This window comes from Nonomuraea sp. NPDC048826 (assembly GCF_043198225.1).
Classification (GTDB): Bacteria; Actinomycetota; Actinomycetes; order Streptosporangiales; family Streptosporangiaceae; genus Nonomuraea.
The window spans coordinates 210,494-236,916 of the sequence record NZ_JBICUQ010000005.1 but is presented as its reverse complement, the minus strand read 5'-3'; the positions used below and the strand labels follow the sequence as shown (position 1 = coordinate 236,916).

Here is a 26,423-nt window from a genome sequence, read left to right as displayed (position 1 = left end):
CTAGCCCGCCGGCTGGCTCTCGCGCTGCTCGCGGCCGGCCCTGATGCGGGTCCAGGCGGCCTCGGCGGCCTGCTGCTCGGCCTCCTTCTTGCTGCGACCCGTGCCGGAGCCGTAGGACTCGCCGCCCACCCGCACCTCGGCGGTGAACGACTTGGCGTGGTCGGGGCCGCTCTCCTCGACGTGGTATTCGGGCACGCCGAGCGCCTCGGAAGCGGTCAGCTCCTGCAGCGAGGTCTTCCAGTCGAGCCCGGCGCCGAGCGAGGCGGAGCGCACGATCAGCGGGTCGAACAGGTGGTGGACGACCCGGAACGCCTCGTCCAGGCCCTTGTCGACGTAGACGGCGCCGATGAGCGCCTCCAGCGTGTCGGCCAGGATCGAGGACTTGTCGCGCCCGCCGGTGCCTTCCTCGCCCCTGCCGAGCCGCAGGAACCGGCCCACGCCGAGCCCTCTGGCCACGTCGGCCAGGGCACGCATGTTGACCACCGCGGCCCGCAGCTTGGCCAGCTGGCCCTCGGGCAGGTCGGGGTGGTTGTGATAGAGGGTGTCGGTGACCACGAGACCGAGCACCGAGTCGCCCAGGAACTCCAGGCGCTCGTTGGTCGGCAGGCCGCCGTTCTCGTACGCGTAGGAGCGGTGGGTCAGCGCCCGCTCCAGGATGTCGGGATCGAGGGTCACCGACAGGACTCGATCGAGCTCGTCTCTGGCGACCTCCACGGCCACCGGCTTAGGACCTGCGCCCACGTGCTTTCCTCCTCGGACATCTCCACGGCGCGACGGCTGCGGAAGATGCCCGAAAACGTGGTGGGCGTCGGGGGATCGGATCCCCGGCGTCCACCACGGCCGCGGGCGAAACCGCCACCGCACACGTCTCAGACGGTAACGCCGACCGGGGCACAATGGCACCCGGCCGGAATCACGTCAACTCGGCGGATCAGGCAGACGGCTCGACGACCTGACGACGGTTGTAGGTGCCGCAGGTGGGGCACGCGATGTGCGGCTGCTTCGGAGACCGGCACTGCGGGCAGCTCACCAGGGCGACAGCAGTCGTCTTCCACTGGGAGCGACGGGCGCGGGTGTTGCTCCGCGACATCTTTCGCTTCGGGACGGCCACGTCACTTCTCCTGATCGTTATCGTTCTCGGTCATCAGACCCTGCAACGACGCCCAGCGGGCGTCGATCTTCTCGTGCCGGTGATCGTCGCCGGCCTCGGCCAGCTTGATCCCGCATTCCGTGCACAGCCCCGGGCAGTCGTCCTGGCAGACGGGGCTCAACGGGAGTGCGAGCACCACCGCGTCGCGGAACGTCGGCTCGAGGTCGAACAGCTCTCCGTCGAGCAGCGAGTCGTCCTCCGAGGCGTCCTCCGCGGAGTAGAAGAACAGCTCCTGCAACTCGACCTCGATGTCGGAGGACACCGGATCCAGGCACCGCGCGCACTCCCCGGCGAGCGGGGCCTGCGCCGTGCCCGAGACGAGCACGCCTTCCATCACTGCTTCGAGCCGGAGATCCAGCTCGACTTCGGCGTCTTTGGGGACACCGATCATGTCGACGCCGAGATCTGCCGGTGCCGGGAGGACCAGGGCGAGCTCGCGCATCGTGCCCGGCCGCTTGCCCAGGTCGTGGGTGGATATCACCCAGGGGGAGCGGGGGTCGAGGTGCTGAGTCATCCTGCTCTCGCTAGGCATGGCGATAACGCCGTCGTACAAGGCCGAAATGAAAGAATACCAGGTCGCCGTCAGCCCTTGAGCCGCTCGACGAGCAGCGTGTGGACCAGGTCGGGGACCAGGCCGGACACGTCCCCGCCGTACCGGGCGATCTCCTTCACCCGGCTCGACGACAGGAACGAGTATTCGGGGTTGGTCGGCATGAACAACGTCTCCACGCCGGAGAGCCGGTAGTTGAGCTGTGCCATCTGGAGCTCGTAGTCGAAGTCGCTGACCACCCGGATGCCCTTGACGATGGCCGGGATGTCGTTCTGCTTGCAGAAGTCGACCAGCAGGCCGTGGAACTTCCGCACCTTGACGTTGGAGTACTCCTTGGTCACGGTCTGCAGGATGTCGATCCGCTCGTCGACGGTGAACAAGCTGCTCTTCTCGATGTTGATCAGCACGGCGACGACGACCTCGTCGTACAGCCGGGCGGCTCTGCCGATGATGTCGAGGTGGCCGTTGGTGATGGGGTCGAACGACCCCGGGCAGACTACGCGGCGCAAAACGCCTCCTCTGGTCTACGAGCGGTCATCATTCCCCGGCGGCGCGACCGTACCAAACGGACGCTTCGCCGTAACGGCGGACCCTCTCCTCAACGAAGCCATCTGGCCACACCAGGGGTTTTCCCCTGCTTTCCCGCTCAAAAGCCACCAAAGCCCCCGGCAACAGCCATCCGTTGTCCCGCAGCGACTCCAGCACCCGGGCCACCTCCTCCTCGCCCACGGCGTACGGAGGATCGGCGAACACGATGTCGAACGGCTCCGCGCACGGCTTGGCCAGCACCCGCTCCACCCGGTCGGCCAGCACCGCCGCGCCGTCGAGCCGGAGCGCCGCCATGTTGGCCCGGATCGTGCGCACCGCCTTCGGGTCGGACTCCACCATCAGCGCGTGCGCCGCCCCCCGCGACAGCGCCTCCAGCCCGACCGCCCCCGAACCCGCGTAGAGATCCAGCACGCGCGCCCCGGCGAGCCCGTAGAGCGAGTCGAGCGTCAAGAGAACGCCTTCACGCGCCCTGTCGCTCGTCGGCCTCGTGCCGCGGCCTGGCGGCACCTCAAGCCGCCGTCCACCTGCGGCGCCCGCGATGATCCGAGTCATGGGAGCCATTGTTCCGCATGTCGGCGCAGGTCAAGAGTGGACAAGTGTCGGCCTCGACTGCGCAAGGGTGATTCACACCGGTGAGCTCAGTGAGCAAGATGAGTTCTGCGGCCTTCGAGGTGACCCAAAGAAGGCCGACCGGCGTGATCGTGAGCCCTTCCGCACGCCGGTACCCTCGGCACCTGACCCGGGGGATGGGCCCAGCCGGGGACGGCATTCGGGGGGAGGCCGTCCCCGCGGCTGGGCCCAACATTCATTTCTCCGGAGCCCGCGCACGGCAATTTCTCCGGGAGCCCGCGTACGGCGCCGATGCGCCGCAGCCCTCCCGCCCGCCAGGTCTTCCGCCGCTCCCCCGTCAGGCCTTCTCCAGGTATTCGGCCTTCTCGTCCTCCAGGAGCCTGTCGATCTCCGCGCCCAGCGCCGGATGCGAGGCCAGATCGGGATCCGCGTCCAGGATGGCGGCGGCCTCCTCCCGAGCCGCCGCGATGACCTCCTCGTCCCTGAGGAGCTGCAGCAGCTTCAGCGACGAGCGCTTGCCCGACTGGGCGGCGCCCAGGACGTCGCCCTCGCGCCGCTGCTCCAGGTCGACCCGGGAGAGCTCGAACCCGTCGAGCGTCGCGGCGACCGCGTCGAGACGGGCGCGGGCGGGGGTGCCCTCGGCGAAGTCGGTGACCAGCAGGCACAGCCCCGGCAGGCCGCCCCGTCCGACCCGGCCGCGGAGCTGGTGGAGCTGGGAGACGCCGAACCGGTCGGCGTCCATGATGATCATGACGGACGAGTTGGGCACGTCCACGCCGACCTCGATGACCGTGGTCGCGACCAGGACGTCCAGCTCGCCGCGGGTGAAGCTGCGCATGACCGCGTCCTTCTCCTCCGGCGGGAGCTTGCCGTGCAGGACGCCCAGCCGAAGGTCGTGGAACGGCCCCTCGCCCAGCAACTCGGCCACGTCGAGCACCGCGAGCGGCGGGCGGCGCTCGTCGTCGGCCGCCTGAGGAGCCAGGTCGCCCAGGTCGCCCTCGTCGCCTTCGAGGTCGCCGATGCGCGGGCAGACGATGTAGGCCTGCCTGCCGAGCCCGACCTCCTCACGCACCCGCTCCCACGTGCGCTCCAGATAGTGGGGCTTCTGCGCGGCCGGCACCACATGGGTGGTGATGGGCGCGCGCCCCGAGGGGAGCTGCGAGAGCGTGGACACCTCCAGGTCGCCGAAGACCGTCATGGCGACCGTGCGCGGGATCGGGGTGGCGGTCATCACCAGGACGTGCGGCCGGGCCTCGCCCGCCTTCTCACGCAGCGCGTCGCGCTGCTCGACGCCGAAGCGGTGCTGTTCGTCGACGACCACCAGGCCGAGGTCGGCGAACTGGACGTGTTCCTGCAACAGGGCGTGGGTGCCGACGATCACCCCGGCCGTGCCGGACGCGGCGTCGAGCAGGGCCGCCCGGCGGGCTTGGGCGCCCATCGAGCCGGTCAGCAGCGTGACGGCCGTGCCGCCGAACATGCCGCCCTGGGCCAGGTCGCCCAGCATCGAGGTGATCGAGCGGTGGTGCTGCTGGGCCAGCACCTCGGTCGGGGCGAGCAGCACCGCCTGCCCGCCCGCGTCGACCACCTGCAGCATGGCCCGCAGCGCCACCACGGTCTTACCCGCGCCGACCTCGCCCTGCAGCAGCCGGTGCATGGGATGCGCGGCGGCCAGGTCGGCGGCGATCTCCTCGCCGACCGTGGCCTGACCCTCGGTGAGCGCGAACGGCAGCCGGCCGTCGAAGGCGGCCAGGATCCCGTCGTCGCGGCGCGGCCGCGGTTTGGCCGGCCAGGCGGTGGCGGCGTGCCTGCGCCGCAGCAGCACCGACTGGAGCACGAACGCCTCGTCGAACTTCAGCCGGTTGCGCGCCCGCTGCACGTCGGCGAGGTCCTTCGGCCGGTGGATCGCCTCCAGCGCGTCGGCCAGGCCGGTGAGCCGGTGACGGGCGCGCAGCTCGCCGGGCAGCGGATCGTCCAGCGGCCCCAGCGTGTCGAGCACCACCCCGACGGCCCGCCTGATCGCCCAGGGCGTGATGTCCTTGCCCGCGGGATAGATCGGCACCGGCGCGGCGGCGAACTCCGCCGCGTCGGCCTCGCCCTCCTCGAACAGCTCGAACTCCGGGTGGGCGAGCTGCCAGCGCGGTTTCGTACGGGCCCCGAACAGCCCCACCTTGCCGGCGAACATCCCGCGCCGCCCCGGCTTGAGCCGCGACTCGGCCGCGTGGGAGCCCTTGCCGAAGAACGACAGATAGATCTTGTTGCCGGTGCCGTCGACGACCTCGACCTCCAGCCACGTGCCGCCGCGGTTGCGCATCGGCTTGCGCATCAGCCGGGTGACCTCGCCCACCACGGTGACGTGCTCGTCGACCGCGAGGGCGTCGAGCGAGGTCAGCTCGCCGCGCTCGGCGTAGCGGCGGGGATAGTGGCGCAGCAGGTCGCCCACCGTCTCCAGGCCGAGCACGCCGCCCAGCAGCTTGGCGGTCTTCGGGTCGAGCGCCTTCGTCAGAGGCTCGTCGAAACGGCTCACGGCACCTAGTTCTACCTCGTACGACCGACAGGAATCACTCGACACCCACCAGCAGCGGGTAGCCGCCTTGCTCGCCGCCGTAGACCACGAGGTCGGCGTCGGGCCTGACGCGGCGCAGGTGGCCGGCGACGCCGGGGGCGAGCCCGTCGGGCGCGTCGGCCCCGGTCACCAGCGTCACCAGCTCGCCGCCGCCCGCCAGCATCCGGTCGACCACCAGCGCGGCGACCTCCTCCAGCGTCCGCCCGATCACCGCCACGTCGCCGTCGATCAGCCCCAGCACGTCTCCCGGGTGGCACAGGCCCGCGCTGGTGACCCCCTCGCGGTCGGCGACCACGACATGGCCGTAGCGGGTGTGGCCCGCCGCGTCGGTCATGGCCACCACGTCGTCGTCGTAACGTCGCATCGGGTCGTGCACGGCCAGCGCCGCCAGCCCCTGCACGGTCGCCCTGGTGGGCAGCACGGTCACCGCCACGCCGTCCTCGCGGGCGATCTCCGCCGCCGCCACGGCCACCGCGCCGGCGTCCTCGTCGTTGGGCAGCACCACGACCTCGCGGCCCGCCTGCCGGATCGCGGCGAGCATGGCGGGCAGGGCCGGCCGCCCGCCCGGCTCGCGCCGGACCACGACCGCGCCGCACTCCTCGAACAGCCGCGCGATGCCCTCGCCCGCCGCCACGGCCACCACTCCCCTGCCGTCGCCCGCGACGCGGGCGCGTTCGGCGAGATAGGTCACCCTGATGCGGTGCGGCCGGCCCACCCGCAGCGCCGCCTCGATGGCGGGGCCGGCCTCGTCGACGTGCACGTGCACGTTCCACAGCCCGTCGCCGCCGACCACGACCAGCGAGTCGCCCATCGCGTCGAGCTCCTCGCGCAGCTTGCCGACCGCGCCGTCGTCGGCGTCGAGGAGGTACATCACCTCGTAGCCCGCGCCCACCTCGGTCATCGGCGCGACCCGCGCCGTGGCCGGGGGCACCTCGTAGCGCTCGCGGTGGCTGCCGGTGATCGCCGCGGCCAGCGACTCCAGCACGATCGCCAGCCCCGCGCCGCCCGCGTCGACCACGCCGCTGCGGGCCAGCACGTCGAGCTGGTCCGGCGTCCGGCGCAGCGCCGCGCGCGCCTCCTCGGCCGCCCGCCGCGCCACCTCCGCGGGCCCGCTCTCGACCTCCTGCGCGGCGGCCGCCGCCGCGGCCAGCACGCTCAGCACCGTGCCCTCGACCGGCCTCGCCACGCACCCGCGCGCCAGGGTGGCGGCCCTGGCCAGCGCCGCGCGCAGATCGGCGCCGTCCTTCAACACCTCGGCCAGCCCGCGCAGCGCCTGGCTGACGATCACCCCGGAGTTGCCGCGCGCCCCCACGAGCGCCCCGTACGACAGCGTCTGCCACACCACGGCGACGTCCACGTCGTCGGGCAGCGACTCCACCGCCTCGGCGGCCGAGAGCATGGTGAGGTGCAGGTTGGTGCCGGTGTCACCGTCGGCCACCGGGAACACGTTGAGCGCGTCGATGTCGGCCCTGGCCCTGCCGAGCGCGTCGGCCGCCAGCCGCGCCCACCGCCGCACCGAGGGCGGATCCAGAACGTCCACGGGCACGCTCCGACCTCCCCGGTGCTACAGTTCGACACAGAGGAGAATATCGTCGTGCCGGGTCCGGTCCAGTGATCGGTTCGCACGCACCCGTGGCGATCCGATATTCTTGCCTGGCTGGCCGGTTGTCCCGGCATGCCCTCCGCCCTCACAGCATCAGCGGACAGGGCTACATCGACTGTTTTAAGGAGCGATACCGTGGCTTCCGTCTGCGATGTCTGCCGCAAGGGGCCGACTTTCGGCAACAACGTTTCCCACTCCCACCGCCGCACCCGCCGCCGCTGGAACCCCAACATCCAGACGGTCCGCGCCGTCGTCGGCGGGACGCCGAAGAAGCTCAACGTGTGCACCTCGTGCATCAAGGCCGGCAAGGTCACCCGCTAGGGTCACACGTCACGTCAAGCCCGCGCTCCGCGAGGAGCAGCGGGCTTTTCGCTTTCATGGGGACGCGCTTACGCCGGCGCTCTCACGCGCGCTCGCGCCCGTACGGGTCAGCGCCCTTTCGTTCCGTACGGGTCAGCGCCCTTCCAGAGGTACCGGGGCAGCGCGCTTTCAGGTGGTACGGGGCAACACCCCCATTCGGGTGGTACGCGTCAGCGCCCTTTGGGTGGTACGGGTCAGCGCCAGCGCCAGGCGTGGTCCACGGGACCGATGCCGGAGCCGAGCGGGAAGCCGCGGGCGATCGCGCCCGTGACGTACTCCTTGGCCTTGCCCACCGCCGCCGGCACGTCGTCGCCCAGGGCCAGGTACGAGGCGATCGCCGAGGCGAGCGTGCAGCCGGTGCCGTGCGTGTGCCGGTTGTCGTGCCGCTCCGCGCTGAAGCGGTGTTCGGTGTCGCCGTCGGTCAGCAGGTCCACCGGTGCGCCCGGCAGGTGGCCGCCCTTGATCAGCGCCCACCGGGGCCCCAGGGCCAGGACGGCGTCGGCGGCGCGGCGCAGGTCGTCCTCGCCCTCGACCTTGACGGAGGTGAGCTGCTCCACCTCCCACAGGTTCGGGGTCACCACGGTCGCCACCGGCAGCAGCCTCGTCCGTATCGTCTCCACGGCCTCCGGCGCCAGCAGCGAGTCGCCGTGCTTCGACACCCCCACCGGGTCCACCACGACCGGCGCCGCATATCCGCCGAGCGCCTCGGCCACGATCTCGACCAGGGCCGGTGACGCGAGCATGCCGGTCTTGATCGCCTGGGCGCCGATGTCGCCCAGCACCGAGTCGAGCTGGGCCCGTACCGCCTCGGCGGGCAGCTCCCAGTAGCCCTGGACGCCGACCGAGTTCTGCGCGGTCACCGCCGCGATCACGCTCATGCCGTGCACGCCGAGGGCCATCATCGTCTTCAGGTCGGCCTGGATGCCCGCGCCGCCGCCGGAGTCGGATCCGGCGACGGTGAGAACGCGTGCGGGACTCATGGGGGAAGCTGAATCCGTCATATCCCCCATCCAACCACTTGACCAAGCGGCCGGCGGCTCCTGGCTCAGGTGACCGCGCACTCCCCGCCGACGAGGCCGCAGCTCTTCGGCATGCCCGCCCGTCCCTTGGCCGAGATCGTCAGCTCGGCGGTGTCACCGGTGGCGATCGGTGTGGAGATGTCCACGATCAGCAGGTTGCCGTCCTGCGTCCACTCCACGCCCTCCACCTTCAGGACCTTGCCCCGGACGGGCATGGACAGGGTGAAGGAGTTCAGCGTCTGCGCCGAGTCGTTGGTCACGCTCATCGTGGCCGTGTAGCCCGCCAACTGCTGGCGCTCGACGTTGAACCGGACGTTGACCGCGGCGGCGCCGCCTGACAGCGGGCGGCTCTGGCTCGCCGTCTCGCTGGTCGGCGTGGCGGTCGGCTGGGGCACGCCCTGGGTCGGGACGGTGCCGTTGCCGACGTCGTCCAGCGTGGACTCCTCGTCGGTCGGCTCTTCGGTGACCTCGTCCTCGGTGATCTCGTCGACCGCCGGCTCGTCGATCTGCTCGTCCTCGGCGGGCGCCTTGGACTTGGTCCTGGTGGGCTTCGGCGTCGGGCTGGTGGTGCGGCGCGGGGCGGGCGAGTAGGTGTTGGACCGCGTCGGCTCCGGCCGGGTCTCCTCGGTGGCGTCGTCGGCCGGCGCCTCCTCGTCCTCCACCGGCTCGGGCTCCTCGTCCTCCACCGGGTCGGACACCTGCGGGCCCGGCTGGCCGGAGCCCTGCACGGCGGCACACCGGCCGCCGGGACAGCCCTCCTCGCCGCCGGAGCCCAACATCTTGACGCCGGCCACGGTGCCGCCCAGCACGACCGCGACGGCGGCCACGGACAGCAGGGCCAGCCGTCCCCTGCCACCGGACGGGGCGTCCAGCTTGTCGGGGTCCTTCGGCGGCTTGCGCCGGCCGCGCCCGCGGCGGGGCTCGGGGTCGCCCTGCCCGTCGCCGGACCAGCCGGAGTCGAGGAAGCCGGTCTCCGCCTCCGCCCACGCCGGGGTACGGGCGACCATCGTGGGCTCACCGGCGACCTTGACGTCGCCGGGCTCGGGCGGCAGGCCGGGCGGGTCGAACCGGCCCGTCGCCTCCTGCTCGAACGGGTCGGCCTGCTCCCCCGGGAAGCCCCGGGTGTCGCCGCCGAAGGGATCTTCCTGGGGCGCGCGGAAGGCGGCGTGCGCGTCGGCCTGCCCGAAGGGGTCGGTCTGCGGCGGCCCGAAGCCGTCGCGCGCCTCTCCCCCACCGAACGGATCACCCTGGCGGAACCCGGGCTCCCCGAACCTGTCGTCCTGCGGGAACCCGGGGGTGCCGTACTGGTTGTCGGACCGAGCGCCGGGGTCGCCGAACCGGTCGTCCTGCCGGAAACCGGGGTCGCCCTGGGCGAACGGGTCGTGCTGCGGCGGGCGGAAGGCGCTGTGCGGATCGGCGGGGCCGTATCCGGGGTCGCGGCCCTCGTCGGGGAGGCGGTTCAAGGTCTGGGTGCTGTCCGGGACGTCGTCCCAGGACTGCGGGCGGGCGAACGCCCCGGTGGTCTCGAACGGCTGGTCGTCCTGCGGACGCCCGTGATCGGCGCCGGGACGCGGGGGCACCGCGAAGGCGCCGGTGGTCTCGAAGGGGTCGGATTGCCGGCCGTCGGCCTGGGGCGGGGTGTCCCGCTTCGGCATCGGGGCCCACTGGCCGGTGACTTCGGGCTGGTCAGGCAGGGAGGGCCAGCCCGGAGGCTCCGGCTTCTCGTCTCTGCCCCAGAAGCTGTCGGACTGCTGGTTGTCAGGCCCCCAGAAGGCGCTGTCCCCCCGATCATTCGCGTCTTCGGATCCACCTGTCCCGTGGCGGCCCATAACAGCCCTTTCTGCCGGTTACAGTTGGCCGCCAATCTTCATAACACCTCGGCTACGTCCTTGTCCCATCAATCCCCATAGTCACAGCCTAAATCCGGAACTTTTCACTCAAATCGGGACAGTCGGTCACCGAAAGTGATCCCATCCGCCGGGGCCGGGCGCGCGTCCCCGCACGTGGACACCATCGCCTTCCGACACCTTCCCGACGACCCGCCACGAGGCCGGCAACGCCACCTCCGGAGGGAAGGCCGCGGCCAGCGCGTGATCCTCGCCGCCGGTGAGAATCCAGTCGAGCGGGTCGGCCCCGACCTCCTTGGCGGCCGCGGCCACCGCGTCAGGCACCACGAGGGCCTCCGGGTCCAGGTCGATCCGCACGCCGGCGGCCTTCGCGACGTGCCCCAGGTCCTGGAGCAGCCCATCGCTCACGTCGATCATCGCGCTCGCCCCCAGCCGCGCCGCCTCGGGCCCGCACCCGTACGGAGGCCGCGGCCGCAGATGCGCCCCGACGGCCTCCCTCAGCAACGCGTCCAACCCCTCGGAACCAGACGGCCGCGGCCCGTCCGAAAAGTCCTCGTACGCCCCAGAAGCGGAGGGAGACGCAGCCCGACCCGAGGTCGTGCCACCGGCCCCGGGCGAGGGGGGTGCGTGGCTTTCCCCGGACCCGGAGAACGCCGTAGGTGCTTGATCATCCCCGGGCGCGGGGCGCGCCGGGTCTCCACGGCCTTCCCGGGGCGCGGAGGGCAAAGAGGATCCTGGGGCTTCCCCGTACGCGGAGGGTGGCAGGGATCCGCGAGCTTCCCCGGACGCGGAGGACTCCGGTGATCTGCGATCTTCTCCGGACGCCGCGGGCGGCGGGGATCCGGGGGCTTCCTCGTACGGGTCGCGGTCCGGGGACAGGTGGACGCGGCCGGAGTCGAGGAGGGCGAGGCCGGCGGCGGAGCGGCCGAGGGTGCCCGCGACCGCGATGACGTGCCCCGGCCGGGCGCCGGAACGCTCCACGGGCGCGCGGCCCTGGAGGTCGCCGAGCACCGTCACCCCGATCACGACCAGGTCGCACCGGGTGATGTCGCCCCCCGCCACGCTGGCCCCCACCAGGGCGCACTCGTCGCGGAACCCGTCGGTCAGCGCGTCCAGCCACGGGATGGGCAGGTCGGCCGGGATGCCCAGGCCGACCACGATGGCCGTCGGGACCGCGCCCATGGCGGCCACGTCGGCGAGGTTCTGGGCGGCGGCCTTGCGTCCGACGTCGTAGCCGCTGGACCAGTGCCGCCGGAAATGTCTACCCTCGATCAGCACGTCCGTGGACACCGCCACCCGCCCGTCGGGCGCGCTCACCACGGCGGCGTCGTCGCCCGGGCCGAGCATCACCGTCTCGCCCTGGGGCAGCCGTCCGGAAACACGCGCTACAACACCGAACTCGCCGAGATCTCCGACTGTGATGACGCACCTCCTGACGCACACAGGGTACGGTGGCCCTTCGGCGTGATCCAATCGCCTGGGAGGACGTAATGGTGCAGGCCTACATCCTTATTCAGACCGAGGTCGGCAAGGCCGCCGCAGTGGCTCACGAGATCTCCGGCATCCCGGGGGTGACCCAGGCGGAAGACGTGACAGGGCCGTACGACGTGATCGTCCGCGCCGAGGCCCGCAACGTCGACGAGCTGGGCAAGCTCGTGGTGGCCCAGATTCAGGCCGTGGAGGGCATCACGCGTACGCTTACGTGTCCGATCGTCCACATCTGAGGTTTCCATCGATGCGCGCGGCCCCCGTCCTGTTCGTCCTTCTCGCGCTCGCCGGGTGCGGCGCCGTCCAGGTGGAGCCGCCGACGCCGGAGGGTGAGGCCGCGGCCGCCTGCGACCGTCTGGCCGGGCTGCTCCCCGAGACGCTCGACGGTGACGGCCGCACCGCGACCACGCCGGAGTCGCCGTACGTCACGGTGTGGGGCGAGGGCGCGATCGCGCTGCGCTGCGGCGTGCCGCGCCCCGCCAGGATGGCGCCCACCGACACGCTCCAGGAGATCGACGGGGTGGGCTGGTTCGCCGATCCGGAGACGCCCACCCTGTTCACCGCCGTCGCCGCGCCGCTCTACGTGGAGGTCACGGTCGGCGGCTCGCACGTGGCCGGCGAGGTGCTGGCCACGCTCTCGGGCCCGGTCGGGCAGGTCTCACCGCAGGCCGGGTGACCGGCTCAGGGCGAGCTGGATGAGCCTGTCGACCAGCTCGGGGTAGGACAGCCCGGACGCCGCCCACAGCTGGGGCGCCACCGACAGCGAGGTGAAGCCCGGCATGGTGTTGATCTCGTTGAGCACCAGCTCGCCCTCGGGCGTGTAGAAGAAGTCGGCCCGGGCCAGCCCCTCGCACCCGAGCGCCTCGAACGCGCGCACCGCCAGCGCCCGCACCTGCTCGGCCGTCTCGGCGGGGATGTCGGCGGGCACCGTTAGCGACATCTGGTCGGGGTAGTACTTGGCCTCGAAGTCGAAGAACTCCTGCCCGCCCTCGACCTTGACCTCGCCGGGCACGGACGCGGCCGGCGGGTCGTCGCCGAACGACTGCAGCACCGCGCACTCGATCTCCCGGCCGCCGACCGCCGCCTCGATGAGCACCTTGGGGTCGTGCTCGCGGGCGAACTCGACGGCGCGCTCCAGCTCGGCCCGGTCGTGCGCCTTGGAGATGCCCTGCGAGGAGCCGGCCCTGGCGGGCTTGACGAACAGCGGCCAGCCGAGCTGCTGCTCGGCCTCCTTCATCACCCGTTCGCGGCCGACCCGCCAGTCGCGGTCGCGTACGGCGAGATGGCGGCCGATCGGCAGCCCCGCGGCGGCCAGGACGGCCTTCATGTAGCCCTTGTCCATGCCGACGGCGCTGGCCAGCACGCCGGAGCCGACGTAGCGGACCCCGGCCATCTCCAGCAGGCCCTGGATGGTGCCGTCCTCGGCGAACGGCCCGTGCATGACGGGGAAGACCACGTCCACCGATCCCAGCTCGACCGGGATGCTGCCCTGGTCGTAGGCGACCAGCTCGGCGCCGCCGGTGGGCAGGGCGAGCGACGCGCCGGAGGTGTCGACGACGGGCAGCTCGCCGCCCTCGATCTGGAACCGCTGGTCACCGGCGGCCAGCACCCACCTGCCGTCCTGGGCGATCCCGATGGGGATCACCTCGTACTTGCTCGTGTCGATCGCCTCCAGCACGCTCCCCGCCCCCATCAGGGACACGGCGTGCTCGGAATTGCGACCTCCGAAAACGACGGCGACGCGTGGCTTGCTCATGTCGTCCGAATCTACCGGGGCGTTCCCCCCACAGCGAGCCAAGCGCGCGGTGGCGGATCAGACGCCGTAACGCTCGGGCTTGGGCGAACGGGACATCAGAAGCATTCCGGCCTCGGTCGGCGACATGCCGTCGTGGACCACGCCCACCACCACTTCGGTGATCGGCATCTCCACGTCGTGGTTTCTGGCCAGCTCCAGCACGGACTCGCAGGACTTGACGCCTTCGGCGGTCTGGCGGGTGGCGGCGATGACCTCGTCGAGGGTCATGCCGCGGCCGAGGTTCTCGCCGAAGGTGCGGTTGCGCGACAGCGGCGACATGCAGGTGGCCACCAGGTCGCCCATGCCGGCCAGGCCCGCGAAGGTGTGGGCGTCGGCCCCCAGCGCGGCGCCCAGGCGGGAGATCTCGGCCAGCCCGCGGGTCATGAGCATGGCGCTGACGTTGGCGCCCATGCCCATCCCTGCGGCCACGCCGACGGCCAGCGCGATCACGTTCTTGACCGCGCCGCCCAGCTCGACGCCCACCACGTCGGTGTTGGTGTAGGGGCGGAACCAGGGCGGCAGGTGGCACGCCTTCTGCAGCCGGGCCGCCACGCTCTCGTCGGAGCAGGCCACGACGGCGGCGGCCGGCTGGCGCAGCGCGATCTCCTTGGCGAGGTTGGGCCCGGAGACGACGGCCACCCGCTCGTCGGGCACGTCGGCCACCTCGCGGATCACCTCGCTCATCCGCTTGGTGGTGCCGAGCTCGACGCCCTTCATCAGGCTGACCAGGACCGCGTCGCGCGGGATGAGCGGACGCCAGGACTCCAGGTTGCCCCGCAACGTCTGGGAGGGCACGGCGAGCACCACGAACTCGGCCCCGTCGAGCGCCTCCGCCACGTCGGTGGTGGCGCGCAGCGAGGCGGGCAGCGCGATGCCGGGCAGGTAGTCGGTGTTCATGTGGGTACGGTCGATCGACTCGACCACCTCGCGCCTGCGGCCCCACAGAATCGTCCGGTTGCCCGCCTCGGCGAGGATCATCGCGAACGCGGTGCCCCACGAACCGGTGCCGAACACCGCGATCTTCGCCATCTCGTCACCGTCCGTCGGGATCGTAGGGGGTCTGCGGCGGCTTCTCGCCCCGGAGCTCCGCGAGCTGCGCGGTGATCGCCGCCATGATGTCGGCGGTCGCCTCGCGCAGCACCGACGCGTGCAGCGGCCGGCCGGCGTACTTGGACAGGTCGACCGGCTCGCCCACCATCACCCGGAACGTCTTGCGCGGGAACAGCCTGGGCTTCTTCTCACCGTACGGGAGCAGCTCCTGTGCGCCCCAGTGGGCCACCGGGATCACCTTGGCGCCGCTGTGCAGGGCCAGCCTGGCGGCGCCGGTCTTGCCCACCATCGGCCAGAGCTGCGGGTCGCGGGTGCAGGTGCCCTCGGGATAGAAGAGGATCGCCCCGCCGGCCTTGAGCCGCTCCTCCGACTCGTGCAGCGACTTGGCCGCCTCGCTGCTGCCGCGGTAGACCGGGATGGCGCGCAGCGAGCGCACCGCGTGACCCAGGAACGGCACCTTGAACAACGTGGACTTGGCCAGCACGATCGGCCAGCGGCCGTTGTTGTAGAGGAAGTGGGCCAGCAGCACGGGATCGGTCCACGAGAGGTGGTTGGCCGCGATGATGATGCCCTCGGTGCGCGGGACGCGGTCGCCCCGCCGCCAGTCGCGCTTGACCAGGAGCCACGAGAGCGGTTTGACGATCACGACGGCCAGCGTTTCCCAGAAACGCGATGGACGCGTAAAGCGGCTCATGGTCTCCTCCAGCGCTGACGGACGGCGCCCCAAGTCTCCCGGTTGGCGGCGCGGGATGTCGAGGCGGGATGCTTAGCCTATGAGCTTGCGCTGGTCCCTGGTGATCCCGGTGAAGACGCTGGTCGCGGCGAAGACCCGGCTGGCCGCCGCCACCGGGCCGCACCGCACGCGGCTGGCCGTGGCCGTCGCCTGTGACACGGTGACGGCGGCGCTCGCCTGCCCGGCGGTGGCGCGGGTGGTCGTGGTGACGGCGGACCCGGCCGCGGCGGGGCCGCTGGCGGCGCTCGGCGCCGACGTGGTGGAGGATCCCGACCGGGGGCTGAACACGGCGCTGCGCACGGGCGCGGCGTACGCGTCCCGGCTGGCGCCCGGCGACGCGGTGGGGGCGCTGCAGGCCGATCTGCCGGCGCTGCGGCCGGCGGAGCTGGCGACGGCGCTGGCCGCCGCCGCCGAGTTCGACCAGGCGTTCGTGCCCGACGCGCTGGATGTCGGCACCACGTTCTACGGGGTACGGCCCGGCCGCCCGTTCCGTCCCCGGTTCGGCGGGGAGTCACGGGCCAAGCACCTGGCGGGCGGGGCCAAAGAGCTGTGCCCGGACGGCATCGCCTCGCTCAGGCGGGACGTCGACACGCCCGACGATCTGCGCGCCGCGATGGCCCTGGGGCTCGGGCGGCACACCGCCGCGGTGGTGGCCGAGCTGTGGCCGGAGTCCGGCTGACCCTCTAGATTGGCGTACGTGCAGGCCACAGTGCGCAGCTTCGACACCGGCACCCGATCCGGCACGGTCTTCCTCGACGACGGGACCGTGCTGCCCTTCCCCACGCACGCCTTCGACGCGGGCCCGCTCCGGCTGCTCCGCACCGGGCAACGGGTCAACATCGCGGTGGCGGACGGCGAGATCACCTTCATCACGCTGTCGACCTTCCCGCTGCCATGAAAGAGCCCGGGCTGCCGATCGTGGAGCCCGGGCGCCGCCATCGGCGGTTACTTCTTCTTCGCGGCCTTCTTGCCGCCCTCGTTGACCAGCTCCTTGAAGTCGGAGCCGGGCCGGAACTTGGGCGCCCAGCTCTCGGCCACCTTGATCTCGGCGCCGGTCGAAGGGTTACGGGCCGTGCGGGCCGGCTTGTGCACCATCTCGAAGGCGCCGAACCCGGTGATCGAGACCTTGTCACCGTTCGACACGGCCTTCTGGACGGCGTCGATGATCGCGTTGACGGCCTCGGTGGCCGTCCTCCTGTCGCCCACGCGGTCCGCGATGGCGTCGACGAGCTCCCGCTTGTTCATGAAAGTTCTTTCCCCCCAGTTATGGCTCGGGGTTCCAGCTCACGAGTCCGGCGTAGAAACCCCGTACGCGCTCGAAAGTAGGCGGGATCGCGGGGGAACTCAATCACCGTGCGTGTTTTCGGCATCGCGTGGCGTGTCGAGCAGGGCCATCAGATTTTCCAGGCGGGCGGCGGCCCGAGCGGGGTCGCGTTTGGCCAGATCACAGATCGCGAGATAACGGCGGCCCATCCTCTCCCGGTCGGCGGCGGGCAGCATGCGGACGCGGCGGTGCGCTTCGCGCAACCGCCGCGCCAGTTCGTCGTCTTCTAGACGGTGGTCGGCAGCCATGGCTGCCGACCATTCTCGTACGCGTCGATGTTCCCGGCGTGACGCAGGGTCAGTCCGATGTCGTCGAGGCCCTCCATCAGCCGCCAGCGGGTGTAGTCGTCGATCTCGAACGCGACGGCCTCGCCGGCCCAGCGGACCTGGCGCTCGACGAGGTCGACGGTCACCTGGAGCTCGGGGTCGGCCTCGACGGCGCGCTGCAGTTCCTCGACCCGGTCGCCGGGCAGCACGACGGGCAGCAGGCCCATCTTGGTGGAGTTGTTGCGGAAGATGTCGCCGAAGCGGGCGGCGATGACGACGCGGAAGCCGTACTGCTGCAGCGCCCAGACGGCGTGCTCGCGCGAGGACCCGGTGCCGAAGTCGGGCCCCGAGACCAGGATCGAGGCGCCGGCGTGGGCGGGGTCGTTCAGCACGAACGAGGGGTCCTCGCGCCAGGCGGCGAACAGGCCCTTCTCGAACCCGGTGCGGCTGACCTGCTTGAGCCAGACGGCCGGGATGATCTGGTCGGTGTCGACGTTGCTGCGGCGCAGCGGCGCCGCCTTGCCGGTGTGCGTGGTAAAGGCGTCCATCGGTCTGGTTCTCCTCAGAGGTCGGCACAGGGGAAGCACGTCGGTCAGGCGGTCTGGCCGCCTGACCGTGGCCTCCTAGAGGTCTGCACAGGGGAAGCACGTCGGTCAGGCGGTCTGGCCGCCTGACCGTGGCCTCCTAGAGGTCTGCACAGGGGAAGCACGTCGGTCAGGCGGTCTGGCCGCCTGACCGCGACCTCCTAGAGGTCTGCGGGGGCGGTCAGGCGGCCGGTGATCGCGGTCGCGGCGGCGACCTGCGGCGACACGAGGTGGGTGCGGCCACCCTTGCCCTGCCGGCCCTCGAAGTTGCGGTTGGAGGTGGAGGCGCTGCGCTCGCCGGGCTGGAGCGTGTCGGGGTTCATGCCCAGGCACATGGAGCACCCGGCCTCCCGCCACTCGGCGCCGGCGGCCTTGAACACCTCGTCCAGGCCCTCCTGCTCGGCCTGCTGCTTGACCATCATCGAGCCGGGCACGACCAGCATGCGGGTGGTGACCGTGCGGCCGCGCAGGACCTCGGCGGCGGCGCGCAGGTCCTCGATGCGGCCGTTGGTGCAGGAGCCGACGAAGACGGTGTCGACCTGGATGTCGCGCAGCGGCGTGCCGGGGGTCAGCGCCATGTACTCCAGCGCCCGCTCGGCCGAGGACCGCGCCACCGGGTCGGTGAAGCTCTCCGGGGCGGGCACGCTGTCGCCGAGCGGCAGGCCCTGGCCGGGGTTCGTGCCCCAGGTGACGAACGGGGTGAGCGTCGTGGCGTCGATCTCCACGACCCTGTCGAACACGGCGTCGTCGTCCGTCTTGAGGGTCTTCCAGTACGCCACGGCCTGGTCCCACGCCTCACCGGCGGGGGCGTGCGGGCGGCCCTTCAGATAGGCGAACGTGGTCTCGTCGGGAGCGATCATGCCCGCGCGGGCGCCTGCCTCGATGGACATGTTGCAGACGGTCATGCGGCCCTCCATGGAGAGCTTGCGCACGGCCTCGCCGCGGTACTCGATGATGTAGCCCTGGCCGCCGCCGGTGCCGATCTTGGCGATGATGGCCAGGATCAGGTCCTTGGCCGTGACGCCGACGGGCAGCTCTCCGGACACCTCGATGGCCATGGTCTTCGGCCGGTAGGCGGGCAGCGTCTGGGTGGCCAGCACGTGCTCGACCTCGCTGGTGCCGATGCCGAACGCGATGCCGCCGAACGCCCCGTGGGTGGAGGTGTGGGAGTCGCCGCAGACGATGGTCATGCCGGGCTGGGTGAGGCCGAACTGCGGGCCGATGATGTGGACCACGCCCTGACCGGCGTCGCCCATCGGGTGGAGCCGGATGCCGAACTCGGCGGCGTTCTTGCGGAGGGTCTCGACCTGGGTCTTGGAAACCGGGTCGGCGATGGGGCCGAGCACCGTCGGGACGTTGTGGTCCTCGGTGGCGATGGTGAGCTCGGGCCTTCGCACCTTGCGGCCGGCGAGCCGGAGCCCGTCGAACGCCTGCGGGCTGGTGACCTCGTGGATGAGGTGCAGGTCGATGTAGAGCAGATCAGGCTCGCCGTCGGCACGGCGCACGACGTGCTGCTCCCAGACCTTCTCCGCCAGTGTGCGGCCCATAGTTTCCTCCTGCTTACTGCGATGCCACCGCGTCGTGGCCCGCTCGCTCGGAACGCAACCGACTTGCCTTCTCATATGGCGAGACTGCAGTATCGGTGTATGGACAACTCTAGCGGAGTCGGAGTACTGGACAAGGCCGTTCTGGTACTCAACGCCCTCGAAGCCGGACCGGCATCACTGGCGCAGCTCGTTCAGGCGACCGGCCTGGCCCGCCCCACGGCCCACAGGCTCGCCGTCGCGCTCGAACACCACAGAATCGTGAGTCGTGACACACAGGGCCGGTTCGTGCTCGGCCCGCGGCTTTCCGAGTTGTCCACGGCCGCGGGCGAGGACCGGCTGCTGGCGGTCGCGTCCCCCGTGCTGACCCAGTTGCGCGACACCACGGGCGAGAGCGCGCAACTCTACCGCCGCCAGGGAGACGAGCGGGTCTGCGTGGCCGCGGCCGAACGCTCCAGCGGCCTGCGTGACACCGTCCCCGTCGGCTCGGCGCTGCCGATGACGGCGGGCTCGGCCGCACAGATCCTGCTGGCCTGGGAGGAGCCCGACCGGCTGCACCGCGGGCTGCGCGGCGCCAAGTTCACCGCCGCGACCCTGGCGTCGGTGCGGCGGCGGGGCTGGGCGCACAGCGTGGGCGAGCGCGAGCAGGGGGTGGCCAGCGTGTCCGCGCCGATCAGGGGCAACGGCGGCAAGGTGATCGCGGCCGTCTCCGTGTCGGGCCCGATCGAGCGGCTGACCAGGGCCCCCGGGCGGCTGCACGCGGTGCCGGTGGTCGGGGCGGCGGAGCGGATCACCGAGGCGATGCGGCGCACCTCGTGAGCGGCTGACGGCGTCCGGCCGCCGTATCCGGTCGAATGCCGCGGCGGTCCACGGAATTTGGGGGGCCGAGTGTCTCGCGGGAGCACTAGCCTGAGTGCGTGACAGATCGCATCGAGGTAGCCGCCACTGAGCTGCGACCCCTGCTCGAAGAGTTCATCTTGTGGGCGCGCGCCAACGCGCCTGACAGCGACCCTGAGCTGGTGGGTCCCGCCGCCCTGTGGCACCGTCTCGCCTTCTCGCCGGACCTCGGCACCTGGAAGCGCGCCGACCTGCGCAACCTGCTGCTGGAGCGGATGCCGAAGGTCGTGGACGATCCCGACGCCGCGGCCGACGGCATGCTGCCGGCCGTCGACGCCTACCTGACGTTCCTCGCGCAGACCGGCAGGCTGACCACGGGGTCCGACAGCATCGACGATCTGCGGGCCGAGCTCGACGACGTCGAGGACCAGTTCGTCGAGGTCATGGAAGACCTGATCGACGACCTCGAAGGCGACGAGGACGACGAGGAGGAGGTCGGGGACCTCGGCGACCTCGAGCCGTTCGCCGACGCGCTGGCCGGTCTGCCGACCATCCGGCTGCGCCCGGACTCGGAGCTGGCCGCCGCCGCCCGGGAGGTGCCGCTGGTCGCCAAGGCCCGCGACCTCGCCCTGTGGGTGGGCTCGGGCCGGCGCATGGGCGACGACACCCTGCTCAGCGACGCCGAGATCGAGGAGGCGCTGACCGCCGTCGGCCTGCCCAGGCCCGACACGACGGGCCCGCTGGCCGAGTCCGTGCCCCAGCTGTGGAACATCTGGAACCTCGCCGTGGACCTGGAGTTCCTGGAGCCGGGCGAGGGCAACACGGTCGCGGTGCAGGACGACACCTCGGAGTGGCCGTTCGACGACGACGAGGACGTGCTCGACGCGTGGATGCTCGGCCTCCACTCGGTCGACTACGGCGACCCCGAGCCGTCCGACGACGACCTGGCCATGGCCCTGGCCGGCCTGACCCGCAACCTGCTCGTCCGGCTGCTGCTCGGAGGCGGTTCGCGGGAGCTGCCCGAGCTCCGCGAGGAGCTGGCCGAGGCCGTCGCCGACAACGACGAGCTGGGCGGCGACGCCTGGGAGGCGGCGGGCGACCCGCTGGCCTCGGTGCTCGACTGGCTGACCGGCTACGGCATGGTCGAGCTCGACGGCGACACCCTCAGGCTCACCGCGCTCGGCACCGAAGGCGTCGTCCACCTGGTGGACGACTCCGACATCGAGATCGACGCCCGCCCGGCGATCGAGTCGATGAGCGCCCACGACCTGCTGGTGCTCAGCGCCGAACTGCCCGAGGAGGAGGCCGACGCCGAGCTGGCCGCGTGGATGCGGCTGCGCGAGCCGGTCAAGGCCGCCGAGGAGCTGCTGGAGGCCGCCGCCGAGGACGAGGCCGACGCGCTGATCAGGGTGCAGGCGGCCAGCGTGGTCGGCACACTCGGCGCCGAGGCGGTCCCGGCCTGGCAGGCGGCGCTGAAGGAGCCCTCGCTGCGCCCGTACGCGGCCACCCACCTGAGCCAGCTGGAGGTGGAGGGCGCGCCGCAGCCGACGCAGGACGACACCTACTGGCTGATCCTCGACATGTGGACGATCTCGGCCGGGCTGGGCCGGGCGGAGTTCGTGGGCAGTCTGCGCGACATCGATCCCGAGATGCTCAACGAGCTGCTCGAAGTGATCTGGAAGATCCCGCACGCGCACGTCGAGGAGTTGCTGGACCGGATCTCCCAGGTCCACCCCGACAAGCAGGTGGCCAAGGCGGCCCGCCGGGCGCTGTTCAAGGCCCGCTCCGCCCAGGCGTAGCCCGGAAACCCGCCGTCCGCCTCATCAGGGGCGGGCGGCGGATTCGGTAAAAGGAGAAGCTCGCGAGAATGGCGGAAGTTTCCCGGGAAAAAGCGAAAGACCCGGTCTGCGGACCGGGTCTTCGTCGAAGGCGTAGTCCCGACCGGATTCGAACCGGCGCTACCGCCTTGAGAGGGCGGCGTCCTGGGCCACTAGACGACGGGACCTTCGTGAGCTTGCGACAGTGGTAGTCCCGACCGGATTCGAACCGGCGCTACCGCCTTGAGAGGGCGGCGTCCTGGGCCACTAGACGACGGGACCCTGTCCGCAAGCGGTGTGCCGGGGTCTCCCCGGCAACGGACGTAACTCTACCGCACGCCGAGGAGCACTCCAAACCACTATCCAGCCAGCAGATCGGGCCTGTGACGGCGCACCCAGTCGCCCATCCGACTGTGCTCCCACCGCGGTTCGACGGCGCCCAGCGGGATGCCGAGCCACTGCAATCCGGTGGCCGGGTCGACCGGCACCCTGGACAAATAGGCACGCATCCACCGGGGGATGCGGGGCGGCACCTCGCGCTCGCCCCAGCCGACCAGACCGAGGCTCTGCATCGCTCCGGCGCGCACCCGGACGCCGCCGGGCCTGCCGACGGTCCGGGGGCTGACCATGCGGCTCTCGACCACGTCCACCCGCTCGATGTCGGCCCACTTCAGCCGCAGGCGGAATCCGTACGTGTCGGCCATCTCCACTCCCGTGGCGGAGAAGCGGACGACGGTGTCACGGACCATGCGGCGGTAGCGGGCCGCCAGCACGCCGACGAGCGCGCCGGTGGCGGCCACGCCGATGAACAGGCTCCACGGGCCGTCACCGGTGAGGGCGCCGCCCAGCGCGGTGGTGACGATGAGGAACAGCAGGAGAGGGAGCGCGAAGGGCGCGACGAAGGCGCCGAAAGCCCGATGCCGAATCCGGAACTCGTCCATAAAAACAAAAAACGGATGTCGCATACCGGACATCCGTTACATGCTGGGGTACCAGGACTCGAACCTAGACTAACTGAACCAGAATCAGTCGTGCTGCCAATTACACCATACCCCACCGCTTGCGAGCCCCTGCGGGGCGCACTCGGCGACGTCCGAAAGAATAGCCCAGTGAAGGGGGTAAGGCCAAAACGAATCCGCGACACCCCTCCCGGCATGCCAAGCTGAAGGGGACGAACCACCACGTGGAGGAGCCTCAGCGTTGGCCGACAACCCGTTCTTCGCCCCGAGCAGCCTGCCCTACCGGCTGCCTCCCTTCGCCGAGATCCGCGAGGAGCACTATCTGCCCGCGTTCGAGCGGGGGATGGCCGAGCACCTGGCCGAGGTGGAGGCGATCGCCGGCAGCGACGACCCGCCGACCTTCGACAACACGATCGCCGCCCTGGAGCGCGCCGGCCGGATCCTCGACCGCACCGCCACGGTGTTCTTCAGCGTGGCCGCGTCCAACACCTCCGACGCCATCATGGAGCTCGAGAAGCGCATCTCCCCCGAGCTGACCCGCCACAGCGACGCGATCCGGCTCAACCGGGCGCTGTGGGCCCGCATCAAGCAGGTGACGACGGACGACCCGGAGCAGGCCTGGCTGCTGGAGAAGTACCGCGAGGACTTCATCAGGGCCGGCGCCGACCTGACCGAGCCGGAGCAGGAACGGCTGCGCGAGCTCAACCAGGAGCTGTCGAAGCTGTCGACCGAGTTCTCCCAGAACCTGCTGAAGGCGTCGACCGAGTCGGCGCTCGTGGTCGACGACCCGGCGGCGCTCGACGGGCTCGGCGAGGCCACGATCAGGTCGCTGGAGAAGGACGGCCGCTACGTCCTGCCGCTGCTCAACTTCACCAACCAGCCCGCGCTGGCCCAGCTCACCGACCGTGACGTGCGCAGGCGGCTGTTCGAGCTGAGCGTGGGCCGGGCGCCGGTCAACTTCGGGCTCGCCGCCCGCATGGCCATGCTGCGCGCCGAGCGCGCCGCGCTGCTCGGCTTCCCCAACCACGCCGCGTACGTGGTCGCCGACCAGACGGCCAAAACCGTGGAGGCGGTCGAGGAGATGCTGGACCAGCTCGTCGGCCCGGCCGTGCGCAACGCCGAGGCGGAGGCTGCGGCGCTGGCCGAGCAGGCGGGGTTCCCCATCGAGCCGTGGGACTGGTCCTACTACGCCGAAAAGGTGCGCCGGGCCCGCTACGACTTCGACGCCGACGCCATGCGACCCTACTTCGAGCTGGACCGGGTCTACCGCGACGGGGTGTTCGAGGCGGCCGGGCGGCTGTACGGGGTGACCTTCACCGACCGGCCCGACCTGGCGGGCTACCACGAGGACGTCCGCGTCTTCGAGGTGTTCGACGCGGACGGCTCCGCACTCGGCCTGTTCCTGCTCGACCCGTACGCCAGGGCCAACAAGCGCGGCGGCGCGTGGATGAACAACCTGGTCGACCAGTCGTTCCTGTTCGGCGAGAAGCCGGTGGTGGTCAACAACCTCAACATCACCAAGCCGGCGGAAGGCCCGACGCTGCTCTCGTACGACGAGGTCAACACGGCCTTCCACGAGTTCGGGCACGCGCTGCACGGGCTGTTCAGCGCGGTGCGCTTCCCGCGGGTGTCGGGCACGAGCGTGCCGCGCGACTTCGTCGAATACCCGTCGCAGGTCAACGAGATGTGGATCACCTGGCCCGAGATCCTGGCCAACTACGCCCGCCACCACGAGACCGGCGAGCCGATGCCCGCCGAGCTGGTGAAGAAGCTGGAGGCGGCGGAGAAGTTCAACCAGGGCTTCAAGACGGTCGAGTATCTCGCGGCCACGCTGCTCGACTGGGCCTGGCACAAGCTGGTGCCGGAGCACGAGGTGGCTGACCCGGTGGCCTTCGAGAAGGCGGCGCTGGAGGCCGCCGGGATCGCGTTCCCGCTCGTCCCGCCGCGCTACCGGACCAACTACTTCATGCACATCTTCTCGGGCGGCTACAGCGCCGGCTACTACTCCTACATCTGGAGCGAGGTGCTGGACGCCGAGAGCGTGGAGTGGTTCAAGGAGAACGGCGGGCTCAAGCGGGCCAACGGCGACCACTTCCGCCGGGAGCTGCTGTCGCGGGGCGGCAGCGTCGACCCGCTGGCGTCGTTCCGCGCCTTCCGCGGCCGCGAGCCCAGCATCCGCCCCCTCCTGGAACGCCGCGGCCTGATCTAGCACCCTGACTGTCTTCTGGTGGACCACGGCCGGATCCAGGATCCGGCCGCCCATCGGTGGACCGCGGCCGGATCCAGGACCTTGGCCACCCACTGGTGGACCGCGGCCGGATCCAGGACCTTGGCCACCCACTGGTGGACCGCAGCCAGATCCAGAACCTTGGCCACCCCCAGGTGGACCGCAGCCTGATCCAGAACCTTGACCCACCCGCAGGTGGACCGCTCCCCGCCGCCGCTGGTGGACCGGCTCGACCTGGTCCAGAACCCCGACGGAGTCCCTGACCGCCCGCTGCCGGAGCGGCGCGGTGTCTGGTCCAGAACCCGACCGAACGCCTCTGCCTGCCCGGCTGCCCCGCGCCGACGTGCGCGGCGGGCGACCGGTGCTTTGCCGAAGGCCCCTGTTGCGGGCGTTGACACCCCTCGGTGGCGCCGCGCGACCGCGGCCACGCGTGACCCCCGCCCGATGGGCCCGCACAGAGCGCGAGCAGCGCCCCTCCCAGCGGCGCCTCCGCATCCGCGTCCACGTAGTGATCTCATCCGAGAGTCCCTCGCAGACGTCGCGAACGCGCCAGCCCCGAGCCGAAGTCCCTCGGTGACCCTTCACATCAGCTCCCCGGATGCGATCAGCCGCCTCCCGGCCCGCGCGAATGCGCCAGGCCCGAGCCGATGTCCCTCGGGTGGGCCCTTCACATCCGCGCCACGTACGCAGTCTCCCGCCCGATCGCCTCGCGCAGGAGGCGCGCACGCGCCCCGGCCGGGGGCCGAAGTCCCCTCGGTGACCCCCTTCACACCCGCGCCACGTACGCAGTTCCCCACCCGATCGCCTCGCGCAGGAGGCGCGCACGCGCCCGGCCGGGGGCCGAAGTCCCTCGGTGACCCCTTCACACCCGCGCCACGTACGCAGTCTCCCGCCCGAGCGCCCCGCGCAGGACGTGCGGAAGGTGGCCGGCAGGAGGGTCCTGGCTCTCGGGGCGCACGCTGGGGCAGCTTGTTGGGATTTGCTGGTGAGGGGGCGTACGGGAGTTTTGTGAGGTCATGGGGAGGGCTCCAGCTCCGCCAGGCGCTCGCGGAGCCATTTCTGTTCTGCCTGGCTGGCGGCGCGGGCGACGATGAGCATGCCGCGGCGGTACGGGTCGGGCTCGTCCTTGATCTTGACCGGGCGGCCGCTCTTCTGAAAGAAGCTGCCCGGGGTCTCCAGGAAGGCGAGCCGGCGGCGCAGCACGGCGGCCTGCTCTGCCGGGTCCGGTAGCGCCGACAGGAAGGCGAGCAGGGCGAAGAACCGGGTCTGGTCGCTGATGTCGAGGTCGGTGGGCTCGCGCAGGCGGCGGTGCAGTTCCTCGCGGCCGGCCTCGGTGATCGTCAGCACCTGCCGGCGGGCGGCGTGCGCGCCGGCCTCCTCGTGCCGTTCCAGCAGGCCCTTGCTTTCGAGCCGGGCGATGGCCGGGTAGAGCGCTCCGTCGCTGATGGGGCGCAGGTGGCCGGTGAGCGCCGCCAGCTCGGCCTTGAGCTCGTAGCCGTGCATCGGGCGTCGGCCGAGGAAGCCCAGGATGGTGAGGGTCAGGTCACCGCCGCTTGCCATGCGATGCATCGTAACGCTATACATCGAT

At 71.4% G+C, this 26,423-nt stretch carries 27 protein-coding genes and 3 tRNA genes; 8 read left to right on the top strand and 22 right to left on the bottom strand.

What is annotated here, in order from left to right:
* The 7 genes from rnc to ACGFI7_RS19405 all read right to left on the bottom strand — a co-directional run bounded on the left by rnc (position 1) and on the right by ACGFI7_RS19405 (position 6,928).
* Positions 1-720, bottom strand: coding sequence for a ribonuclease III (gene rnc / locus ACGFI7_RS19435; RefSeq protein WP_393407130.1), 720 nt, complete (start codon positions 718-720; stop codon positions 1-3).
* Positions 721-931: 211 nt separating this feature from the next.
* The gene (gene rpmF, locus ACGFI7_RS19430) at positions 932-1,111 is read right to left on the bottom strand and encodes a 50S ribosomal protein L32 (protein ID WP_082535183.1); all 180 of its coding nucleotides are present in this window, start codon (positions 1,109-1,111) and stop codon (positions 932-934) included.
* A gap of 1 nt (position 1,112) precedes the next feature.
* The gene (locus ACGFI7_RS19425; protein WP_393406114.1) at positions 1,113-1,682 is read right to left on the bottom strand and encodes a YceD family protein; all 570 of its coding nucleotides are present in this window, start codon (positions 1,680-1,682) and stop codon (positions 1,113-1,115) included.
* A 50-nt stretch (positions 1,683-1,732) separates the two neighbouring features.
* Entirely contained in the window at positions 1,733-2,209 is a 477-nt protein-coding gene (gene coaD, locus ACGFI7_RS19420; RefSeq protein ID WP_393406112.1) for a pantetheine-phosphate adenylyltransferase, read from the bottom strand.
* 28 nt (positions 2,210-2,237) lie between these two features.
* Positions 2,238-2,801: a 16S rRNA (guanine(966)-N(2))-methyltransferase RsmD gene (rsmD, locus tag ACGFI7_RS19415; RefSeq protein WP_393406110.1), complete on the bottom strand. Its 564-nt coding sequence runs from the start codon at positions 2,799-2,801 to the stop codon at positions 2,238-2,240.
* A 355-nt stretch (positions 2,802-3,156) separates the two neighbouring features.
* The gene (gene recG, locus ACGFI7_RS19410) at positions 3,157-5,343 is read right to left on the bottom strand and encodes an ATP-dependent DNA helicase RecG (protein WP_393406108.1); all 2,187 of its coding nucleotides are present in this window, start codon (positions 5,341-5,343) and stop codon (positions 3,157-3,159) included.
* 34 nt (positions 5,344-5,377) lie between these two features.
* The gene (locus tag ACGFI7_RS19405) at positions 5,378-6,928 is read right to left on the bottom strand and encodes a DAK2 domain-containing protein (RefSeq protein WP_393406106.1); all 1,551 of its coding nucleotides are present in this window, start codon (positions 6,926-6,928) and stop codon (positions 5,378-5,380) included.
* 192 nt (positions 6,929-7,120) lie between these two features.
* Here ACGFI7_RS19405 and rpmB point away from each other — a divergent pair, with 192 nt between their 5' ends.
* Positions 7,121-7,306: a 50S ribosomal protein L28 gene (gene rpmB, locus ACGFI7_RS19400; RefSeq protein ID WP_043618345.1), complete on the top strand. Its 186-nt coding sequence runs from the start codon at positions 7,121-7,123 to the stop codon at positions 7,304-7,306.
* Between the two features lie 233 nt (positions 7,307-7,539).
* On the opposite strand, the gene thiD is transcribed toward rpmB, so the two are convergent.
* From thiD to ACGFI7_RS19385, 3 genes are all read right to left on the bottom strand, one after another.
* On the bottom strand, positions 7,540-8,325 hold the full coding sequence (thiD, locus tag ACGFI7_RS19395) for a bifunctional hydroxymethylpyrimidine kinase/phosphomethylpyrimidine kinase (RefSeq protein ID WP_393406104.1): 786 nt from the start codon (positions 8,323-8,325) through the stop codon (positions 7,540-7,542).
* Positions 8,326-8,390: 65 nt separating this feature from the next.
* Positions 8,391-10,019, bottom strand: a complete 1,629-nt coding sequence (locus ACGFI7_RS19390; RefSeq protein ID WP_393406103.1) for a hypothetical protein — start codon at positions 10,017-10,019, stop codon at positions 8,391-8,393.
* A 300-nt stretch (positions 10,020-10,319) separates the two neighbouring features.
* Positions 10,320-11,558: an AIR synthase related protein gene (locus tag ACGFI7_RS19385; protein WP_393407127.1), complete on the bottom strand. Its 1,239-nt coding sequence runs from the start codon at positions 11,556-11,558 to the stop codon at positions 10,320-10,322.
* A gap of 143 nt (positions 11,559-11,701) precedes the next feature.
* Between ACGFI7_RS19385 and ACGFI7_RS19380 the strand changes: the two genes are divergently transcribed.
* Both ACGFI7_RS19380 and ACGFI7_RS19375 read left to right on the top strand, forming a co-directional pair.
* On the top strand, positions 11,702-11,935 hold the full coding sequence (locus ACGFI7_RS19380; protein ID WP_138708324.1) for an Lrp/AsnC family transcriptional regulator: 234 nt from the start codon (positions 11,702-11,704) through the stop codon (positions 11,933-11,935).
* An 11-nt stretch (positions 11,936-11,946) separates the two neighbouring features.
* Positions 11,947-12,375, top strand: coding sequence for a DUF3515 family protein (locus tag ACGFI7_RS19375; RefSeq protein ID WP_393406101.1), 429 nt, complete (start codon positions 11,947-11,949; stop codon positions 12,373-12,375).
* On the opposite strand, the gene ACGFI7_RS19370 is transcribed toward ACGFI7_RS19375, so the two are convergent.
* Genes ACGFI7_RS19370 through ACGFI7_RS19360 form a run of 3 tightly spaced genes read right to left on the bottom strand, consistent with a single transcriptional unit; the run spans position 12,358 to position 15,190 of the window.
* Positions 12,358-13,455 carry a D-alanine--D-alanine ligase family protein gene (locus ACGFI7_RS19370; protein ID WP_393406099.1) on the bottom strand — a complete coding sequence of 366 codons (1,098 nt, stop codon included), beginning with the start codon at positions 13,453-13,455 and terminating at the stop codon, positions 12,358-12,360. The genes ACGFI7_RS19375 and ACGFI7_RS19370 overlap by 18 nt on opposite strands.
* Positions 13,456-13,512: 57 nt before the next feature.
* The gene (locus ACGFI7_RS19365; RefSeq protein ID WP_393406097.1) at positions 13,513-14,523 is read right to left on the bottom strand and encodes an NAD(P)H-dependent glycerol-3-phosphate dehydrogenase; all 1,011 of its coding nucleotides are present in this window, start codon (positions 14,521-14,523) and stop codon (positions 13,513-13,515) included.
* 4 nt (positions 14,524-14,527) lie between these two features.
* On the bottom strand, positions 14,528-15,190 hold the full coding sequence (locus tag ACGFI7_RS19360) for a lysophospholipid acyltransferase family protein (RefSeq protein ID WP_393406095.1): 663 nt from the start codon (positions 15,188-15,190) through the stop codon (positions 14,528-14,530).
* Positions 15,191-15,317: 127 nt separating this feature from the next.
* Here ACGFI7_RS19360 and cofC point away from each other — a divergent pair, with 127 nt between their 5' ends.
* The gene (gene cofC, locus ACGFI7_RS19355) at positions 15,318-15,956 is read left to right on the top strand and encodes a 2-phospho-L-lactate guanylyltransferase (protein WP_393406093.1); all 639 of its coding nucleotides are present in this window, start codon (positions 15,318-15,320) and stop codon (positions 15,954-15,956) included.
* Between the two features lie 18 nt (positions 15,957-15,974).
* Positions 15,975-16,175 carry a hypothetical protein gene (locus ACGFI7_RS19350; RefSeq protein WP_393406091.1) on the top strand — a complete coding sequence of 67 codons (201 nt, stop codon included), beginning with the start codon at positions 15,975-15,977 and terminating at the stop codon, positions 16,173-16,175.
* Between the two features lie 47 nt (positions 16,176-16,222).
* On the opposite strand, the gene ACGFI7_RS19345 is transcribed toward ACGFI7_RS19350, so the two are convergent.
* From ACGFI7_RS19345 to leuC, 4 genes are all read right to left on the bottom strand, one after another.
* The gene (locus ACGFI7_RS19345) at positions 16,223-16,522 is read right to left on the bottom strand and encodes an HU family DNA-binding protein (RefSeq protein WP_393406089.1); all 300 of its coding nucleotides are present in this window, start codon (positions 16,520-16,522) and stop codon (positions 16,223-16,225) included.
* A gap of 99 nt (positions 16,523-16,621) precedes the next feature.
* The gene (locus tag ACGFI7_RS19340) at positions 16,622-16,849 is read right to left on the bottom strand and encodes a hypothetical protein (protein ID WP_393406087.1); all 228 of its coding nucleotides are present in this window, start codon (positions 16,847-16,849) and stop codon (positions 16,622-16,624) included.
* The gene (leuD, locus tag ACGFI7_RS19335) at positions 16,828-17,415 is read right to left on the bottom strand and encodes a 3-isopropylmalate dehydratase small subunit (protein WP_393406085.1); all 588 of its coding nucleotides are present in this window, start codon (positions 17,413-17,415) and stop codon (positions 16,828-16,830) included. Before leuD ends, ACGFI7_RS19340 begins: the two co-directional genes overlap by 22 nt.
* A gap of 197 nt (positions 17,416-17,612) precedes the next feature.
* Positions 17,613-18,998, bottom strand: coding sequence for a 3-isopropylmalate dehydratase large subunit (leuC, locus tag ACGFI7_RS19330; protein WP_393406083.1), 1,386 nt, complete (start codon positions 18,996-18,998; stop codon positions 17,613-17,615).
* Between the two features lie 99 nt (positions 18,999-19,097).
* On the opposite strand from leuC, the gene ACGFI7_RS19325 reads away from it, so the two are divergent.
* Together ACGFI7_RS19325 and ACGFI7_RS19320 are read left to right on the top strand one after the other, a co-directional pair.
* On the top strand, positions 19,098-19,814 hold the full coding sequence (locus ACGFI7_RS19325; RefSeq protein WP_393406081.1) for an IclR family transcriptional regulator: 717 nt from the start codon (positions 19,098-19,100) through the stop codon (positions 19,812-19,814).
* Positions 19,815-19,912: 98 nt separating this feature from the next.
* Positions 19,913-21,631 carry a hypothetical protein gene (locus ACGFI7_RS19320; RefSeq protein WP_393406079.1) on the top strand — a complete coding sequence of 573 codons (1,719 nt, stop codon included), beginning with the start codon at positions 19,913-19,915 and terminating at the stop codon, positions 21,629-21,631.
* 133 nt (positions 21,632-21,764) lie between these two features.
* On the opposite strand, the gene ACGFI7_RS19315 is transcribed toward ACGFI7_RS19320, so the two are convergent.
* The 4 genes from ACGFI7_RS19315 to ACGFI7_RS19300 form a co-directional block, all read right to left on the bottom strand.
* Positions 21,765-21,837 (bottom strand) — tRNA-Glu (locus ACGFI7_RS19315).
* An 18-nt stretch (positions 21,838-21,855) separates the two neighbouring features.
* Positions 21,856-21,931, bottom strand: a tRNA-Glu gene (locus ACGFI7_RS19310).
* Between the two features lie 77 nt (positions 21,932-22,008).
* Complete coding sequence (locus ACGFI7_RS19305; RefSeq protein ID WP_393406077.1) at positions 22,009-22,590, bottom strand: hypothetical protein; 582 nt, start codon at positions 22,588-22,590, stop codon at positions 22,009-22,011.
* 43 nt (positions 22,591-22,633) lie between these two features.
* Positions 22,634-22,705 (bottom strand) — tRNA-Gln (locus ACGFI7_RS19300).
* Between the two features lie 144 nt (positions 22,706-22,849).
* Between ACGFI7_RS19300 and ACGFI7_RS19295 the strand changes: the two genes are divergently transcribed.
* Complete coding sequence (locus ACGFI7_RS19295; RefSeq protein WP_393406075.1) at positions 22,850-24,817, top strand: M3 family metallopeptidase; 1,968 nt, start codon at positions 22,850-22,852, stop codon at positions 24,815-24,817.
* A gap of 1,032 nt (positions 24,818-25,849) precedes the next feature.
* On the opposite strand, the gene ACGFI7_RS19290 is transcribed toward ACGFI7_RS19295, so the two are convergent.
* A complete protein-coding gene (locus tag ACGFI7_RS19290; RefSeq protein WP_393406073.1) occupies positions 25,850-26,395 on the bottom strand; it encodes a PadR family transcriptional regulator in 546 nt (181 codons plus the stop codon).
* Positions 26,396-26,423 lie beyond the last annotated feature (28 nt).

What these genes read in the sequence shown, in the direction of transcription:
- ACGFI7_RS19425 (WP_393406114.1), bottom strand. Translation starts at nt 1,682, where the DNA reads ATGCCTAGCGAGAGCAGGATGACTCAGCACCTCGACCCCCGCTCCCCC.
- rsmD (WP_393406110.1), bottom strand. Translation starts at nt 2,801, where the DNA reads ATGACTCGGATCATCGCGGGCGCCGCAGGTGGACGGCGGCTTGAGGTG.
- thiD (WP_393406104.1), bottom strand. Translation starts at nt 8,325, where the DNA reads ATGAGTCCCGCACGCGTTCTCACCGTCGCCGGATCCGACTCCGGCGGC.
- ACGFI7_RS19390 (WP_393406103.1), bottom strand. Translation starts at nt 10,019, where the DNA reads ATGCCGAAGCGGGACACCCCGCCCCAGGCCGACGGCCGGCAATCCGAC.
- ACGFI7_RS19385 (WP_393407127.1), bottom strand. Translation starts at nt 11,558, where the DNA reads ATGCTCGGCCCGGGCGACGACGCCGCCGTGGTGAGCGCGCCCGACGGG.
- ACGFI7_RS19380 (WP_138708324.1), top strand. Translation starts at nt 11,702, where the DNA reads ATGGTGCAGGCCTACATCCTTATTCAGACCGAGGTCGGCAAGGCCGCC.
- ACGFI7_RS19375 (WP_393406101.1), top strand. Translation starts at nt 11,947, where the DNA reads ATGCGCGCGGCCCCCGTCCTGTTCGTCCTTCTCGCGCTCGCCGGGTGC.
- ACGFI7_RS19370 (WP_393406099.1), bottom strand. Translation starts at nt 13,455, where the DNA reads ATGAGCAAGCCACGCGTCGCCGTCGTTTTCGGAGGTCGCAATTCCGAG.
- ACGFI7_RS19365 (WP_393406097.1), bottom strand. Translation starts at nt 14,523, where the DNA reads ATGGCGAAGATCGCGGTGTTCGGCACCGGTTCGTGGGGCACCGCGTTC.
- cofC (WP_393406093.1), top strand. Translation starts at nt 15,318, where the DNA reads ATGAGCTTGCGCTGGTCCCTGGTGATCCCGGTGAAGACGCTGGTCGCG.
- ACGFI7_RS19345 (WP_393406089.1), bottom strand. Translation starts at nt 16,522, where the DNA reads ATGAACAAGCGGGAGCTCGTCGACGCCATCGCGGACCGCGTGGGCGAC.
- ACGFI7_RS19340 (WP_393406087.1), bottom strand. Translation starts at nt 16,849, where the DNA reads ATGGCTGCCGACCACCGTCTAGAAGACGACGAACTGGCGCGGCGGTTG.
- leuD (WP_393406085.1), bottom strand. Translation starts at nt 17,415, where the DNA reads ATGGACGCCTTTACCACGCACACCGGCAAGGCGGCGCCGCTGCGCCGC.
- leuC (WP_393406083.1), bottom strand. Translation starts at nt 18,998, where the DNA reads ATGGGCCGCACACTGGCGGAGAAGGTCTGGGAGCAGCACGTCGTGCGC.
- ACGFI7_RS19325 (WP_393406081.1), top strand. Translation starts at nt 19,098, where the DNA reads ATGGACAACTCTAGCGGAGTCGGAGTACTGGACAAGGCCGTTCTGGTA.
- ACGFI7_RS19305 (WP_393406077.1), bottom strand. Translation starts at nt 22,590, where the DNA reads ATGGACGAGTTCCGGATTCGGCATCGGGCTTTCGGCGCCTTCGTCGCG.
- ACGFI7_RS19290 (WP_393406073.1), bottom strand. Translation starts at nt 26,395, where the DNA reads ATGGCAAGCGGCGGTGACCTGACCCTCACCATCCTGGGCTTCCTCGGC.